Here is a 14518-nt window from a genome sequence, read left to right on the forward strand (position 1 = left end):
TTAAATAAAAAACAAAAAAAAGAAAATGAGTAAAGGACCAATCAGTCAGTTTATTGAAAAGCATTATTTGCATTTCAATTCTGCATCCTTAGTTGACGCTGCAAAGGGATACGAACAGCAATTAGCCAATGGTGCAAAAATGATGGTAAGTATGGCAGGTGCAATGAGTACAGCCGAAATTGGAAAGATTTTTGCCGAAATAATTCGTCAAGATAAAGTTCAAATTATTTCTTGTACAGGAGCCAATCTTGAAGAAGATATCATGAATTTGGTAGCACATTCTCATTATGAGAGAGTTCCAAATTATCGTGATTTGACTCCACAAGACGAATGGGCTTTATTGGAAAGAGGATTGAATAGAGTTACTGATACCTGTATTCCGGAACATGAAGCATTTCGCCGTCTTCAAAAACACATTTATAAAATTTGGAAAGATGCTGATGACAAAGGAGAAAGATATTTTCCTCATGAGTTCATGTACAAAATGTTACTTTCCGGTGTTTTGGAAGAGTATTACGAAATTGACTTAAAAGACAGTTGGATGTATGCTGCTGCCGAGAAAAATCTGCCAATTATCGTACCAGGTTGGGAAGATAGTACAATGGGGAATATTTTCGCATCGTATGTTATTAAAGGAGATTTGAAAGCTTCTACCATGAAATCTGGTATTGAATACATGGTTTTCTTATCTGATTGGTATCCAAAAAATAGTGCTAATGGTGTTGGTTTCTTTCAAATTGGTGGAGGAATCGCGGGTGATTTCCCAATATGTGTAGTTCCAATGTTGTACCAAGATATGGAAATGCATGATATTCCATTTTGGAGTTATTTCTGCCAAATTTCAGATTCTACAACTAGTTACGGTTCATATTCCGGAGCAGTTCCTAATGAAAAAATTACTTGGGGTAAATTGGATATCAATACTCCTAAATTCATTATTGAGTCTGATGCTACTATTGTGGCTCCATTAATTTTTGCATATTTGTTAGATTTATAATAATTATTTATGAAAAGAATAATAGTTGATTACGCCAAATTGACCAATGAAATTTTGAATCTTTTGGTCGAAAAATTTCCTGATGGTTATGATGATTCCGACATCATTCGATTTAGAAATGCTAAAAACGAATTGATTGAGGCTGTCGAAGTGAGAACAGAAGATACTATATATTTAGTAAAAGTAAGTACTAAATTGGCTGACAGAATTGGAAATTTTGACGAAGATGATGAAATTGATGATGTTGTAGAACCAATCAGCGGTTTAGAATTGGATGTTGATGATGCAGATGACGATGAGGAAGATGAAAATCTTGACAAACCAGATGTTGACGGTGATGACGACGATGAAGATGGTGATGATAAAGATATTGCCGACGAAGAAGATGATGATGACGAAGATTAATTCTATGATTTTATAAAAAAAATAAAAGGGACTCTATTTCGAGTTCCTTTTTTTATTAGATTTATGTTTCTAAATATACGCCAAAATGACAACAGAAATTTTACACGCCAAATTAAAAGAAAATTTTGGGTTTGAAAAATTCAGACCCAATCAAGAAGAAATTATCAATTGTATCCTTTCCGGAAACGATACTTTGGCAATTATGCCAACCGGAGGAGGAAAATCAATATGTTTCCAACTCCCCGCTTTAGTATTACTGGGAACTACCATAGTTATTTCCCCATTAATAGCCTTGATGAAAGACCAGGTTGACAGCCTGAAAGCCAATGGAATAGATGCTTGCTTTATCAATAGCAGCCAGTCTCCAGATGAGCAGCAATTACATATTCAAAATTTAAAAGACAATAAAGTCAAGTTGGTTTATGTTGCACCAGAGAGTCTGTCTTTTTTGGAAAATGCATTCAGTCAAATAGTTGTGAGTTTAATTGCTATCGATGAAGCACATTGTATTTCGGCATGGGGTCATGATTTCAGACCTGCTTATACCAATTTGGGATATCTCAAAAACCGCTTCCCTTCTACTCCAATCCTGGCATTGACCGCAACTGCCGATAAAGCTACGCGTACTGACATCTGCGATCAACTAAATTTAAATAATCCTAAAACTTTTGTAGCTTCTTTTGATAGAAAAAATTTAAGCTTGGAAGTTAGGCCGGCTTTGGATCGCGTCAAACAAATTATTGATTTTATAAAAAACAAACCAAATGAATCAGGTATAGTATATTGCCTAAGTAGAAAGACTACAGAAGAACTAGCTGAAAAATTGCAAAAAACTGGAATTAAAGCAAAAGCGTATCATGCAGGATTGGATAATAAAATACGTTCAAAAACCCAAGATCAATTTATCAACGATGAATGTCAAGTGGTTTGCGCAACGATTGCTTTTGGAATGGGAATTGATAAATCAAATGTTCGTTGGGTAATTCATTATAATTTACCTAAAAATATTGAAGGTTACTATCAAGAAATTGGAAGAGCGGGTCGAGATGGATTGCCATCTGAAACGGTTTTGTTCGAAAGTTACGGTGATGTGATTCAGTTGCAAAAATTTGCTTCCGAAGGTTTGAATGCTGAAGTGCAATTATCCAAACTGGAAAGAATGAAACAATATGCCGATGCATTGAGTTGTCGCAGAAAAATATTACTTTCCTATTTTGGAGAATTGGTTTCCGAAAATTGCGGAAACTGTGATATTTGCAAAAATCCTCCAGCATTTTTTGACGGAACCATAATTGCCCAAAAAGGATTATCTGCAATAATTCGTTTGCAGGAATCTGAAGCCTTACCTGTAATTGTTGATTTTTTAAGAGGTTCAAAAAATGCTACTATCTATGACAAAGGGTATCAAAATCTAAAAACCTATGGAGTTGGGTCTGATATTTCCTGGCATGATTGGAATCAATATTTGATACAATTAATAAATTTAGGATATTGCGAAATTGCCTTCCATCAGCAGAATAAAATAAAATTGACTCCTTTCGCAAGAAAAGTATTGTTTGATGGAGAAAAAGTGCAGTTGACAACAGTGCAAAAAATAAAAACAGAGTCTGTTGAAATTAAGACTGCTAAAACAAAATCTACGGCAAATTCTCTTTTTGAATTTCTTAGAAAACTGCGTTCTGAAATTGCTAAAGAAGAAGAAGTTCCTGCTTACATAATTTTTAATGATGCCACTTTAAAGCAATTAGAAATTCAGCGACCAATGAGTGATTCCGAATTTCTTGCTATTGATGGAGTTGGAAAAGCAAAATTGGAAAAATATGGTGATGTATTTATAAAAGCTATTATTGAATTTGAAAAAATTAAAAAGGTTAGGGCTAAAAAAGTAAATACAACTTATAAAGAAACTTTGGAAATGTTTCAAAGCGGAATGACAGTTGAAGAAATTGCAATTAAAAGAAAATTAGGTACGCCTACCATATTTTCACATTTAGCAAAATTATACAGTGATGGTCATCCGATAGATTTGAGTGTTTTTATAAATGAGCAAGAAATCGCAAAAATTGCAAAAGCAAAAATTAAACTCGAATCACCAACTGCTTTGAAACCTTATTTTGATTTTTTTGAAGAGAAAATCTCATATGATAAAATCAGAGTTGGTTTGGCCATACTCGAAAAAGAAAATGTAGAAAACTTCAATAACGAAAAAGCATATTCTGTAAAAGATATAAGATTAGAACATTCTGAAGCCTATAAAAAATGGAGTACAGAGGAAGATTTAAAACTTGAGCTTTTGTATAATGAAGGTAAGAAAGTAAACGAGTTAGCTATACTATTTGGCAGAAATCAGGGATCGATAAATTCTAGATTAAAAAAAATCGGTTTGAAATAAAAAATAAGAATAACCAAATGAATACAAATTCAAATTTAGAATTTTTCGAAGAACAAATTTCATACGATAAATTCAGAATGTGTTTGGCTATATTCGAAAAAGAAAATGTAGCTTCTTAATTTATGACAATATCTTCTTTCCCCTATTTTGTAGATTCAAATACCGAATTATTAATTTTGGGAACTATGCCTGGTTCAGTCTCTCTTGCCAAACAGGAATATTATGGGAATCCAAGGAATCATTTTTGGAAAATAATATGTACAATTTGTGATGCATTGCCAATTCCTGAAAATTTTGACGAGAAAGTCAAAATTCTTCAATCTAACAAAATTGGACTTTGGGATGTTTTGGAAAATTGTGAAAGAAAAGGGAGTTTGGACATTCATATCAAAAATCAAAAAGAAAATGATTTTTTTGCTTTGTTTGAAAAATTTCCTAAAATCAACAAAATTGTCTTTAACGGAAAACAAAGCCATGCCTTTTTTTATAAAAGTTTTGGACAAATAAAAGGCATTACGTATTATGTAATGCCTTCTACAAGTCCTGCAAATACAATGACTTTTGAGAATAAGTTAAAAATTTGGTCAAGCTGTTTTAAATGAAACTATTTGTTTAAAATTTACAAATATCTTTCTGCGAATACTTTTTGGTGATGTTTCATGTGACCAATAATTAAAAATCCTAAAGCTCTCACTGAAACTTCATTTTCTGAAGCAATTCCAATTCTTCTCAATTGTTCGTCAGAAAAACTTTTGAACATTAGCAAGTTGGAATGTCTTACCGTCGAAAACTCAGTTAATAATTCTTGAATACTTCTGCTTTTGGCATCGGTATTGTCAACATAATCATTTTCTTCAAATCCCGGCAATGGCGTTTTATCATTTCTGGAAATTCGAAGTGCACGATATGCAAATATCCTTTCAGCATCAATGATATGCTGAATAATTTCTTTAATCGTCCATTTTCCTTCGGCATAACTATAATCAAATTTATCCAATGGAATATTTTGAACAAATTTGATAAAGTCATGTAAACTAATTTCTAATTCTTCAAATAATTCAACATTCTCAAGAGCGTTTATGTAAGTCGCGTTGAATTTTGAATATTCATTTACCGGCAATTGATCAGATCTCATATGATAGTTTTTTTTTAAGAATTAAAAATAATAAATTTTATATTCAAATTATGCTGAATTCCTACTTGCGTTTGTATTACCGAATAGAGAACGAGTTACAATTTTTTCGTACACTTTTATCAGATTCAAATCTGGATTCTCTTCTTTGTTTAATTCATTAATTTTTAACAAAGCATATTGTTGTATAGTTAACAAAGGCAAGACAATACGCTCTCTCATTTGAATAGAGGCTATACCATCAGGATAGTTTTCCATCAGTTCTGTATGACCTGCAATTTTCAATAATAATCTTTTTGTTTCCAAAAATTCATCATAGATAATTTGCCAAAAAGCTCCAAATTCAGGATCCTTACTCATATAAGCAGTTAAAGGAAAAAATGATTTTGCCAATGACATCATACTGTTTTCCAACAAAGTTCTAAAGAATAATGAATTATTGTATAAATTCTGAGCTTTTTCCCATTGATTGGTATCTTCAAAATGTTTCAAAGCAGAACCCACTCCAAAAAAACCTGGTACGTTTTGTTTCAATTGACTCCAAGAACCCACAAATGGAATTGCCCTTAAGTCAGCAAAATCAAGAGTTTCAGACTTACTTCTTTTAGAAGGTCGGCTTCCAATATTGGTTTTTGCATAATATTTTAAAGTACTCATTTGTTCCAAATAAGGAATAAATTTAGGATGATTTTTAAAATTTAAATATTTATTATATCCCAAATCGGCCATTTGATCCAGAATTTCTTTTTCTTCAACTGACAATTCATTTTGACCTTGATTGAAAACTTGATTGGCAACACCTGCACTCAAAAGGTTTTCCAAGTTATAGCGACAAGAATCCAATGTTCCAAAATTTGAACTAATTGTTTGTCCTTGAATTGTAATTTGAATTTCGTTGTTTTCAATATTTGGACCTAGCGATGCGTAAAATTTATGTGTTTTTCCACCACCACGTGCTGGAGGTCCACCACGTCCATCAAAGAAAATTGCGTGAATTCCATATTTTCTGGAAATTTCAGTTAATGCTTCTTTGGCTTTATAGATACTCCAATTCGCCATCAAATATCCACCATCTTTTGTACCGTCAGAAAAACCAAGCATAATCGTTTGCTTGTTATTTCTAATTATTAAATGTTTGGCATACTCAGTATTGGTGTATAATTTTTCCATTACCAAGTGTGCATTTTGCAAATCATCAACAGATTCAAAAAGCGGAATAATATCTACGGTAGCATTTTCCCAATTGCATAATTTGAATAACGCAAAAGTTTCCATCACATTAAGTGCGCTCTCATTATTACTGATAATATAACGGTTAGCACCAAATTCGCCATTATTTTCCTGAATGGTTTTAATAGCTTGAATTGATTCGACTGTAGATCTTGTCATTTCATTTTCAAAATCGGCTGCATCTAAATTGCCTTTTAACGTTGATAAAACTTCCATTTTCTCATCTTCTGTTAAATGGAAATAATTATCAGGGAAAATATTTGTTTTAGATTTTGAATAATAATCTACAATGTCATAAAAAACACTTTGATGAATTTTACTGTTTTGTCTGATATCCAAAGTTGCGAAATGAAAACCAAATAAATTCAGTCGAATAAGCAAAGCATCAATTTGATCTACATAAAGTGATTGATGTTGCTCAATTATAATAGTCTTTATTTTATTTAATTGTGTTTTGAACTCTTCAAGTGTAATAAAAATTTCTCCTTTAGAATAAAAGACAGAACGATACAATTTTTGCTCCAGCTCCATTACTAAAGAATCCACAACTGGGAAAGTAAGTTTTCTCTTTAGATTTCGTATCTCAATATAATAACATTTTAAAATAGAAGTTCTCAATCGCTCTGCTACTTTTAAAGTAATTTCAGTTGTAACAAATGGATTTCCATCACGATCTCCTCCTGGCCAAAACCCAAGTTTAATTAATTGATTATTTATGGACTCTCCTTCAAAAACGTTTTTTTGCAGATAATGCACCATTTCGCCAGAAGTGTTGTAAAAAACATTTTCTAGATACCAAATTAAACTTACCGCTTCATCAAAAGGATTTGGTTTCTCATTTTGAATAAAAGGAGTTTTTCCTAATTGTGCAAGTAACTGTTTTATTTCCAATAAATTATTATTTCGTATTGCTTCAGTCAAATCATTTATGATTCCTAAAACAGGTCCAGGATAAAATTGCGTAGGGTGTGCCGTTAAAACAGTACGAACATTAAAATTCTCCAGAAAATGAATCAGTTCTTCTTTATTATCCCTTACATCTGACTTTTCTTTAATATCACGAAGAGATCCTCTTCCTTCCATATTGTTTACCACTGGAAATGCAGCATCTTCAATAGCATCAAATAAAACAATTTGGCGTTCAATATATTGTATAAAATGAAACATCAGATTAATCTTGTCCTTTTCGGTCGCGCTAGTCAAATATTTGTCTGAAAAGAAATCAAAAATTTCTTTTGGAGTTTCTTGTTTTTTAAATCCATTATCGCAAAGTTCCGTAAATATAGGCAACAAAACCCCCGTATTATCAACAGAATCAAAGGGTAATGTTATAAATACACTATTGTAAATATGGTATTTCGATAAAACATTTTGATTAAAACGTTCTATTTTTGGCAACGTATACATAATTATACTATTAGTTTAATGGTTGGTTAATTTGGCATAAAAAAACCCCAAGATTACACTTGAGGTTATATTTTATAATATAGCATTCAAGATTTTTTTACATTTCCTTAAAAATGGTGTGCATCAAACGCTTCTTATCATTTATACTCTCCTCAAGTGAGATCATAGTTTCGGTTCTATATACTCCTTCGATATCGTCTATCATAAAAATAACATCTTTGGCATGCTTAGTGTCCTTTGCTCTGATTTTGCAAAATATATTGAATTTACCTGTAGTTACAGAAGCAACAGTCACAAAAGGAATTTCATTAATACGCTCTAAGACAAATTTTGTTTGAGAAGTATTATTAAGAAAAACACCTACATAAGCAATAAATGAGTATCCTAATTTATCATAATCAAGGACTAATGAGGATCCCATAATGATACCGGCATCTTCCATTTTTTTTACTCTTACATGAACCGTTCCAGCTGAAATCAATAATTTTTTTGCAATGTCTGTAAACGGAACTCTTGTGTTGTCTATCAACATATCTAAAATCTGGTGATCTACTTCATCTAAACGAAATTTACTCATAATTCTTTTATTATATGGTTATTTGATACTGAAAAAGTTAAATTTATAAATAAAAATTAAATAAACGGCAAAAATATTATTTTATTATAGTTCCGTTAACGAAAAACACTTTTTTATCTAAATTAAAATCGGCTTTTTGATTTGGTTTTGGGAAATTAGTAAAATCATCTCCATATAATGCTCCTTTCGCATCATATTCATAATGACCATAATAACTTTCTAAATCACCTACTTCAACTATGTAAGCATTAAAATTTAATTCATTGTTAATTAACTCTTCTTTATATTGAGCAACAAAATTCGTGATTATTTCGATACCATCATAATTTATTTTGACATTTTTATACATAAAATCAAAAAAAACGACTTTATTCTGAGGAATGTTCAAATATTTATCATTTATATTGCTAACTATATCGTTTTCGCTGAGAATAATAAAACTCGAAAGTAGAGCTATAAAAATGAATTTACGTGTGACTTCTCTCTCGTAGTCACCTGTAAAATGCCCAGCCTCAAACAACAAGGTCGGTACTCCTAAATATTGGAATGTATCTCCTATGCAATTAATATTAAAGGAATCATCAAATCGACCTATTTGACCTGGAATATAGTTTTGTAAAACTTCATTAATACCAGCAATCAAGTTAATAGCTTTTAATCTTGACTCATTAACCTCTCTTTCTTCATTATAAGAAGGAGCTAAAAAAGATACCGTTGCAGGCTTCCCGCTATCTGCGACTCCAAAAATAGTACGTTGATCATGGAGATTAAAACAATAATCAGGTTTAATGTCTTCAAAAATTGTTCTCAATACTTTACTTTCAGGCTGTGTCAGGTTCTGGGAATCCCGATTCAAGTCAATATCATTAGCATTGGCTCTGGTATATAGTTGCGCTCCATCAGGATTTAACATCGGAATGCAATAAAAAGTAAAAGTTTCTAAAAGTTGATTGGCCAGATCCGATCCGCTGTTTAGTAGATTTATAAAATCGAATAATGCTTTAGTCGTAGTACTTTCGTTTCCGTGCATTTGTGACCAAAGATAAATTTTTAATTTACCGGTTCCTTTTTGGTAGCTATAAATGGGTTTTCCCAAGACGGATTTTCCAATTATCTCCACATCCTTTTTTAAGGATTCTCTATTTAATATTGGCTCAATATTCTCTAACGTAATATAGCGGCCGTGAATTGTATATTCTTTATTTTGATTGAATAGTTGTTCTAAATTCATGCTATAATATTTGATTTACAAAAGTAAACATCTTTATTTTTACATTTGTAAACCATGTATTTTTTCAAAATATTAAGATTGTAAACTATCTTTTCAAAGTCAGCTGTAGACAAGTGTAATTAATATTTGTATTTAATAGGTGTTTTAATATATTTCTATTAATCACAATTAATCAATGCGTTATAGTTATTTATCTTTATTAATACATTAGCACAAAAGACACTGAATTAATGATTTAACATTGTAAATTAGGTTACTACAGTCCTATTAGTTACATTTGTAAATATGCTAATTTGAAACACAATTTACAATGGTAAACATGGATGATTTCATAAAAAGATTGGAGATTATACTTGATTATTATAGTCTAAATGCCTCTTCGTTTGCCGATAAAATTGGCGTACAACGTTCCAGCATGTCTCACCTACTCTCTGGAAGAAACAAGCCTAGTTTGGATTTTATTCTAAAAATTGTTGAAATTTTTCCAGATGTAGATTTGTATTGGATATTGAATGGAAAAGGATTTTTTCCAAAGAATTCTGAAATAAGCCCGGATTTAAATTCTAATTCTATTGCTTCAAAGATTGACACTCCTACCCCTATTGATTTATTTTCTCAAATTGTGACACCTATAGAATCTAATTTAGATCATCCAAAAACAAATCAAATTAAAACTTCGATAGAAAATAGAAATACTGATGAAATAGAGAAAATTGTCTTTTTTTATAAAAATGGTACTTTCAAAATATATTCACCTGATTAATTAAAAATTAGAATGAAATTATAAAACCAATTGGATTTGCTTTTTTTGAATTAAAAAAAATCTAGAATGCAAGTCTACTTATTTCAGAAATTAAGTAGAGGGAAATTTGAAAAATTTAAAAGACGAAGACAAATTGCAAATAAATCACAATTCGTGAGAATTGAGTATTCTTAGCAAGGAAGCGGAAAAAAAAAATTATGCGATTCTCAGCGAGTTTCATTTTAAGGTACTTTATATCCATATTCAGGTATTTTGCCCTTCGCATCAACAAAATGTTTATTCAAAATGGCTAAATCAGATTCGATATCGCTTGTTGGGTAAAATGGTTTTCCAAAGGCAATTACTTTCTTTTCAAAATTTATTGATACCGGAATAATTGGCACATTTGCCTTTAGGGCTATATAATAGAAACCTGTTTTGAGTTGTTCAACTTTTTTGCGTGTACCTTCAGGAGATAAGCCTAATCTAAATATTTCTTTTGAATTAAAAATATTTACTATAGATTCGACTTTGTTTAATCCCCCAGTTCTATCTAATGGGGCACCTCCTAAAGATTTGAAAAAATATCCGAAGGGAAATCGGAATAATTCTTTCTTTCCAACCCAATTAATGTCAACTCCTATAGCCCCTCTGCAAATAATGGCTACGTAAAAATCATGCCAGCTTGTATGTGGCATTACCATCAGAACACTTTTCTTTATTTGTTCATCCAAGCTTCCTTCTATTTTCCAACCCATTAGATTTTCAAAAATCCATTTATAGATTTGTTTCTTCATTTGTCTTTTGTTTTGCACAAATTAAATAATTATTATCTTATTTTTGATAAAAACCTAAATTAATGCTGCGTAAATTATTAAGTTATATTATTCCGATTAAAATATATAAAACTAAATCAACTTTAAGTAAAACCATTGAAGTTACATGGGCAAATGGCGAATTAGTGCTCGATTCTGAAAACACCAACTATTCTTATGGCAGCTTGCAACGCATATTAAGAAAAGGTTTGAAACACTTTGGATTTGAGAGAATTGCAAAAATGGATAACGCACTAGTACTTGGAGTTGCAGGCGGAAGCGTCATTAAAACATTGGTAGATGAAATTCATTTTGAGGGACAAATTACGGGTGTTGATATTGATCCACACATTATTAAAATTGCAAATGAATACTTCAAACTAAATGAAATAAAGAATCTAAATATTATAATTGATGATGCTTTTGAGTTTGTATTAAAAACAAAAGACCGCTACGATTTAATTATTATTGATATATTTCAAGATACAACAATGCCTAACTTTTTGTTTGAAAAATTTTTTATTAATAGAATTTGTTTTTTGCTCAAAAGCAAAGGTGTTGTACTCTTTAATACAATGTGCTTAACTGCTGGAGATAATTTTAGAAATCAAAATTTCATTAAAGATTTCAATGATAATAACTACAAAATTCAATCTATACCTAGAGTTGAATTGCATAATGAATTGATTATTATTGAAAAATTGAATTCGAAATAATTACCTTAAATACATAATCTGCTAGTGATTATTCGTAATTTTAATCTCATAATTTTCTATTATTCAAAGTTTTAGTACTATTTATTATTTGGAATTAAATAATTGTTTGTACATTGTGTCAAAATAACACATTACAAATAATTTTTAATTCATTATTCAAATGGGAAATAAATTCAAACCGCTGTGCATCTCAACACTATTTGTCACCTCTTTAGTTTCATTGTCATTTATTGATCCTCCAAAATACCGTGATCTTAATAAAAACGGAAAAATGGATCCCTATGAAAATATAAATCTTCCTACTGAAAAGCGAATTGACAATCTTATTTCGCTAATGAATATTGATGAAAAAGCAGGATTGATGTTCATCAATGGAACGCTTATCAATACTGATGGAAGTATTGATAAGCAAGAAGGTGCTACGGGAATGGCTGCTAGAATTCCTTCTGCGAGGGATTTGATTGTTAATAAAAAAATGAATCATTTTAATTATTGGCAAGCACCAGGTGTAAAAGAATTGGCAATGGGCTATAATGCCATTCAAAAAGTTGCCGAAGAATCCAGACTTGGAATTCCTGTAACCATTGCATCAGATCCGCGTCATTATTTCAGTAATAATGTATTTGCGATGGAAGCCAATGGATTTTCTCAATGGCCAGAACAATTAGGTTTTGCAGCAATTAACGATCCAGTTTTGACCCAAAAATTTGGAGATATTGCCCGCCAAGAATATCTGGCAGTTGGAATCCGTGAAGCTTTGCATCCCATGGCCGATTTGGCTACAGAACCTCGCTGGCCTCGTGTAAGTGGAACTTTTGGTGAAGATGCTAATTTATCTGCTCGAATGATTCAAGCTTATATTTTAGGTTTTCAGGGAAAACAATTGGGGAATACGAGTGTGGCTTGTATGACAAAACATTTTTCAGGTGGTGGTCCTCAAAAGGAAGGCTTGGATCCACATTTTCAATATCAAAAAGGTCAGGTATATCCTGGGAAAAATTTCAATTATCACTTAATTCCTTTTGAAGCGGCATTCAAAGCGAATACGGCTTGCATTATGCCTTATTATGGAGTGCCAACTGATCAAACTTCAGAAAATGTTGGATTCTCTTATAATAAAGACATTATAACCAAATTACTTCGTGAAAAATACAAATTTGATGGTGTGGTTTGTACCGATTGGGGTTTAGTAACTGATACACATATGGGGCCAGTAATATGGCCTGCAAGAGCTTGGGGAGTTGAAAATCTTAGCGAAATTGAGCGAGTAAAAAAGATAATTGATGCAGGTTGTGACCAATTTGGAGGTGAAAATTGTCCTCAATATATTGTACAATTAGTAAAAGAAGGGAAAATTAAAGAATCCAGAATTGATCAATCTGTTCGAAGATTGTTGCGCCAAAAATTCATTTTAGGTTTATTTGATAACCCTTATATTGATGTAGATAGTGCAACCAAAATCGTTGGTCGTGCCGATTTTAAAAAATTAGGAGAAGACACCCAGCGTCGCTCAATGACATTATTGAAAAACGATTTAAAACTTCCTTTGTCTGTATCAAATAAATTGAAGATTTATGTAAAAAATGTAGATCCTAAAATTGCTTCCCAATACGGTATTATTGTTGCTTTACCTGAGCAAGCAGATATCGCCATTATCCGTTTGAATACGCCATGGGTTCCTCTTGATACGGACAATCCGTTTGCTAAAGGATTTCACCATGGTGACTTGGATTTTAAAGGAAAGGATTTAGAAGATGTTTTGACACTTTGCAAAACAGTACCAACCATTGTGGACATTTACTTGGACCGCCCTGCTGTATTTCCTGAAATAAATAGTACTGCCAAAGCTGTTTTTGGAAATTATGGCGCCAGTGATGCAGCCCTTCTGGATGTTGTTTTTGGTGCTGCCAAACCAGAAGGTAAATTACCTTTTGAATTACCTTCATCAATGGAGGCGGTCAGAAACCAAAAAGAAGATGTTCCTTATGATTCAAAAGATCCTCTGTATGCCTTTGGATTTGGGTTGCACTATTAATTTGTTTCCAAAAAAATAAAATTCCCGATTCGAAGATTATAAATAAAATCTTTGAAACGGGGATTTTTTTATCCTATCATTTTTCTGGCTTTTTCCAAATCTTCTGCAGTGTCGATTCCAATTCCAACGTGTGTGGTTTCTACCATTTTGATGCGTTTTCCAAATTCCAGATAACGCAATTGTTCTAATTTTTCGGAGGCTTCCAATGATTTCATTGGTAAACTGTAAAAATCCAAAAGTGCCTGTTTTCTAAAAGCATAAATTCCTATATGTTGCATATAACGAACACCAACATTTACCTCTCTTGGATACGGAATCACCGAACGGGAAAAGTACAAAGCAAATCCGTTTTGATCAACGACAACTTTGACATTATTAGGATTGTTGATTTCATCTTCGTTTTTTATTTCCCTCATTAAAGAAGCTAAATCAACTTGTTTTGAAGTATCATTTCTAAAAACTTCTATGACTTTTGTCAAAGGGGCTGCGTCAATAAATGGCTCGTCACCTTGAACATTGATAACAATATCCACATCTAAATTTTCGACAGCTTCGGCAATACGATCACTCCCCGATTCGTGTTCTTTAATGCTTAGGATGGCTTTTCCGCCATTGGTAACAATTTCGTTATAAATCAAATCGGAATCGGTTACTACAAAGACATCATCAAACAATTGAGTATTTATGGCTGCTTCATAGGTTCTTAAAATAACCGTTTTACCTCCTAAATCCTGCATCAGTTTTGCAGGAAATCGTGTAGATGCGTAACGGGCGGGAATGACTGCTATTATTTTCATTTTTATTTATTCTTTCATTATAATTTAGTTTTCAAATATATG

At 31.8% G+C, this 14518-nt stretch carries 13 protein-coding genes; 7 read left to right on the forward strand and 6 right to left on the reverse strand.

Features of this window, described 5'->3' with window-relative positions:
- Nucleotides 1–25: 25 nt before the first annotated feature.
- The 4 genes from C8C85_RS17735 to C8C85_RS17750 all read left to right on the forward strand — a co-directional run bounded on the left by C8C85_RS17735 (nucleotide 26) and on the right by C8C85_RS17750 (nucleotide 4396).
- Nucleotides 26–997 (forward strand): deoxyhypusine synthase family protein, encoded by a 972-nt coding sequence (locus C8C85_RS17735; RefSeq protein ID WP_116798208.1) that lies wholly within the window; start codon nucleotides 26–28, stop codon nucleotides 995–997.
- Nucleotides 998–1006: 9 nt separating this feature from the next.
- Nucleotides 1007–1402 carry a DNA primase gene (locus C8C85_RS17740; RefSeq protein ID WP_116798209.1) on the forward strand — a complete coding sequence of 132 codons (396 nt, stop codon included), beginning with the start codon at nucleotides 1007–1009 and terminating at the stop codon, nucleotides 1400–1402.
- A gap of 85 nt (nucleotides 1403–1487) precedes the next feature.
- Nucleotides 1488–3794: a DNA helicase RecQ gene (gene recQ, locus C8C85_RS17745; protein ID WP_116798210.1), complete on the forward strand. Its 2307-nt coding sequence runs from the start codon at nucleotides 1488–1490 to the stop codon at nucleotides 3792–3794.
- Nucleotides 3795–3916: 122 nt separating this feature from the next.
- Nucleotides 3917–4396 (forward strand): DNA-deoxyinosine glycosylase, encoded by a 480-nt coding sequence (locus C8C85_RS17750; protein ID WP_116798211.1) that lies wholly within the window; start codon nucleotides 3917–3919, stop codon nucleotides 4394–4396.
- A 17-nt stretch (nucleotides 4397–4413) separates the two neighbouring features.
- Here the strand turns inward: C8C85_RS17750 and C8C85_RS17755 are convergent, their stop codons facing one another.
- The 4 genes from C8C85_RS17755 to C8C85_RS17770 form a co-directional block, all read right to left on the reverse strand.
- Nucleotides 4414–4929, reverse strand: a complete 516-nt coding sequence (locus C8C85_RS17755) for a DinB family protein (protein WP_116798212.1) — start codon at nucleotides 4927–4929, stop codon at nucleotides 4414–4416.
- A gap of 48 nt (nucleotides 4930–4977) precedes the next feature.
- Nucleotides 4978–7563 (reverse strand): phosphoenolpyruvate carboxylase, encoded by a 2586-nt coding sequence (locus C8C85_RS17760; RefSeq protein WP_116798213.1) that lies wholly within the window; start codon nucleotides 7561–7563, stop codon nucleotides 4978–4980.
- Between the two features lie 97 nt (nucleotides 7564–7660).
- The gene (locus C8C85_RS17765; RefSeq protein ID WP_024981770.1) at nucleotides 7661–8140 is read right to left on the reverse strand and encodes an Lrp/AsnC family transcriptional regulator; all 480 of its coding nucleotides are present in this window, start codon (nucleotides 8138–8140) and stop codon (nucleotides 7661–7663) included.
- 76 nt (nucleotides 8141–8216) lie between these two features.
- Nucleotides 8217–9371 carry a M14 metallopeptidase family protein gene (locus C8C85_RS17770; protein ID WP_116798214.1) on the reverse strand — a complete coding sequence of 385 codons (1155 nt, stop codon included), beginning with the start codon at nucleotides 9369–9371 and terminating at the stop codon, nucleotides 8217–8219.
- Nucleotides 9372–9681: 310 nt separating this feature from the next.
- Between C8C85_RS17770 and C8C85_RS17775 the strand changes: the two genes are divergently transcribed.
- The gene (locus C8C85_RS17775; protein ID WP_116798215.1) at nucleotides 9682–10134 is read left to right on the forward strand and encodes a helix-turn-helix transcriptional regulator; all 453 of its coding nucleotides are present in this window, start codon (nucleotides 9682–9684) and stop codon (nucleotides 10132–10134) included.
- 221 nt (nucleotides 10135–10355) lie between these two features.
- Here the strand turns inward: C8C85_RS17775 and C8C85_RS17780 are convergent, their stop codons facing one another.
- Nucleotides 10356–10910, reverse strand: a complete 555-nt coding sequence (locus C8C85_RS17780) for a 1-acyl-sn-glycerol-3-phosphate acyltransferase (protein WP_116798216.1) — start codon at nucleotides 10908–10910, stop codon at nucleotides 10356–10358.
- A 62-nt stretch (nucleotides 10911–10972) separates the two neighbouring features.
- Between C8C85_RS17780 and C8C85_RS17785 the strand changes: the two genes are divergently transcribed.
- Both C8C85_RS17785 and C8C85_RS17790 read left to right on the forward strand, forming a co-directional pair.
- Entirely contained in the window at nucleotides 10973–11644 is a 672-nt protein-coding gene (locus tag C8C85_RS17785) for a spermidine synthase (protein ID WP_116798217.1), read from the forward strand.
- 160 nt (nucleotides 11645–11804) lie between these two features.
- Complete coding sequence (locus tag C8C85_RS17790; RefSeq protein ID WP_116798218.1) at nucleotides 11805–13679, forward strand: glycoside hydrolase family 3 protein; 1875 nt, start codon at nucleotides 11805–11807, stop codon at nucleotides 13677–13679.
- A 68-nt stretch (nucleotides 13680–13747) separates the two neighbouring features.
- Here C8C85_RS17790 and kdsB read toward each other — a convergent pair whose 3' ends face one another.
- Nucleotides 13748–14476: a 3-deoxy-manno-octulosonate cytidylyltransferase gene (gene kdsB / locus C8C85_RS17795; protein WP_116798219.1), complete on the reverse strand. Its 729-nt coding sequence runs from the start codon at nucleotides 14474–14476 to the stop codon at nucleotides 13748–13750.
- Nucleotides 14477–14518: the final 42 nt, after the last annotated feature.

It is taken from the genome of Flavobacterium sp. 103 (assembly GCF_003096795.1).
Taxonomy (GTDB): Bacteria; Bacteroidota; Bacteroidia; order Flavobacteriales; family Flavobacteriaceae; genus Flavobacterium.

Excerpts from the sequence above, each read along its gene's own strand:
- C8C85_RS17735 (WP_116798208.1), top strand. The coding sequence starts at position 26 with ATGAGTAAAGGACCAATCAGTCAGTTTATTGAAAAGCATTATTTGCAT.
- C8C85_RS17740 (WP_116798209.1), top strand. The coding sequence starts at position 1,007 with ATGAAAAGAATAATAGTTGATTACGCCAAATTGACCAATGAAATTTTG.
- recQ (WP_116798210.1), top strand. The coding sequence starts at position 1,488 with ATGACAACAGAAATTTTACACGCCAAATTAAAAGAAAATTTTGGGTTT.
- C8C85_RS17750 (WP_116798211.1), top strand. The coding sequence starts at position 3,917 with ATGACAATATCTTCTTTCCCCTATTTTGTAGATTCAAATACCGAATTA.
- C8C85_RS17755 (WP_116798212.1), bottom strand. The coding sequence starts at position 4,929 with ATGAGATCTGATCAATTGCCGGTAAATGAATATTCAAAATTCAACGCG.
- C8C85_RS17760 (WP_116798213.1), bottom strand. The coding sequence starts at position 7,563 with ATGTATACGTTGCCAAAAATAGAACGTTTTAATCAAAATGTTTTATCG.
- C8C85_RS17765 (WP_024981770.1), bottom strand. The coding sequence starts at position 8,140 with ATGAGTAAATTTCGTTTAGATGAAGTAGATCACCAGATTTTAGATATG.
- C8C85_RS17770 (WP_116798214.1), bottom strand. The coding sequence starts at position 9,371 with ATGAATTTAGAACAACTATTCAATCAAAATAAAGAATATACAATTCAC.
- C8C85_RS17775 (WP_116798215.1), top strand. The coding sequence starts at position 9,682 with ATGGTAAACATGGATGATTTCATAAAAAGATTGGAGATTATACTTGAT.
- C8C85_RS17780 (WP_116798216.1), bottom strand. The coding sequence starts at position 10,910 with ATGAAGAAACAAATCTATAAATGGATTTTTGAAAATCTAATGGGTTGG.
- C8C85_RS17785 (WP_116798217.1), top strand. The coding sequence starts at position 10,973 with ATGCTGCGTAAATTATTAAGTTATATTATTCCGATTAAAATATATAAA.
- C8C85_RS17790 (WP_116798218.1), top strand. The coding sequence starts at position 11,805 with ATGGGAAATAAATTCAAACCGCTGTGCATCTCAACACTATTTGTCACC.
- kdsB (WP_116798219.1), bottom strand. The coding sequence starts at position 14,476 with ATGAAAATAATAGCAGTCATTCCCGCCCGTTACGCATCTACACGATTT.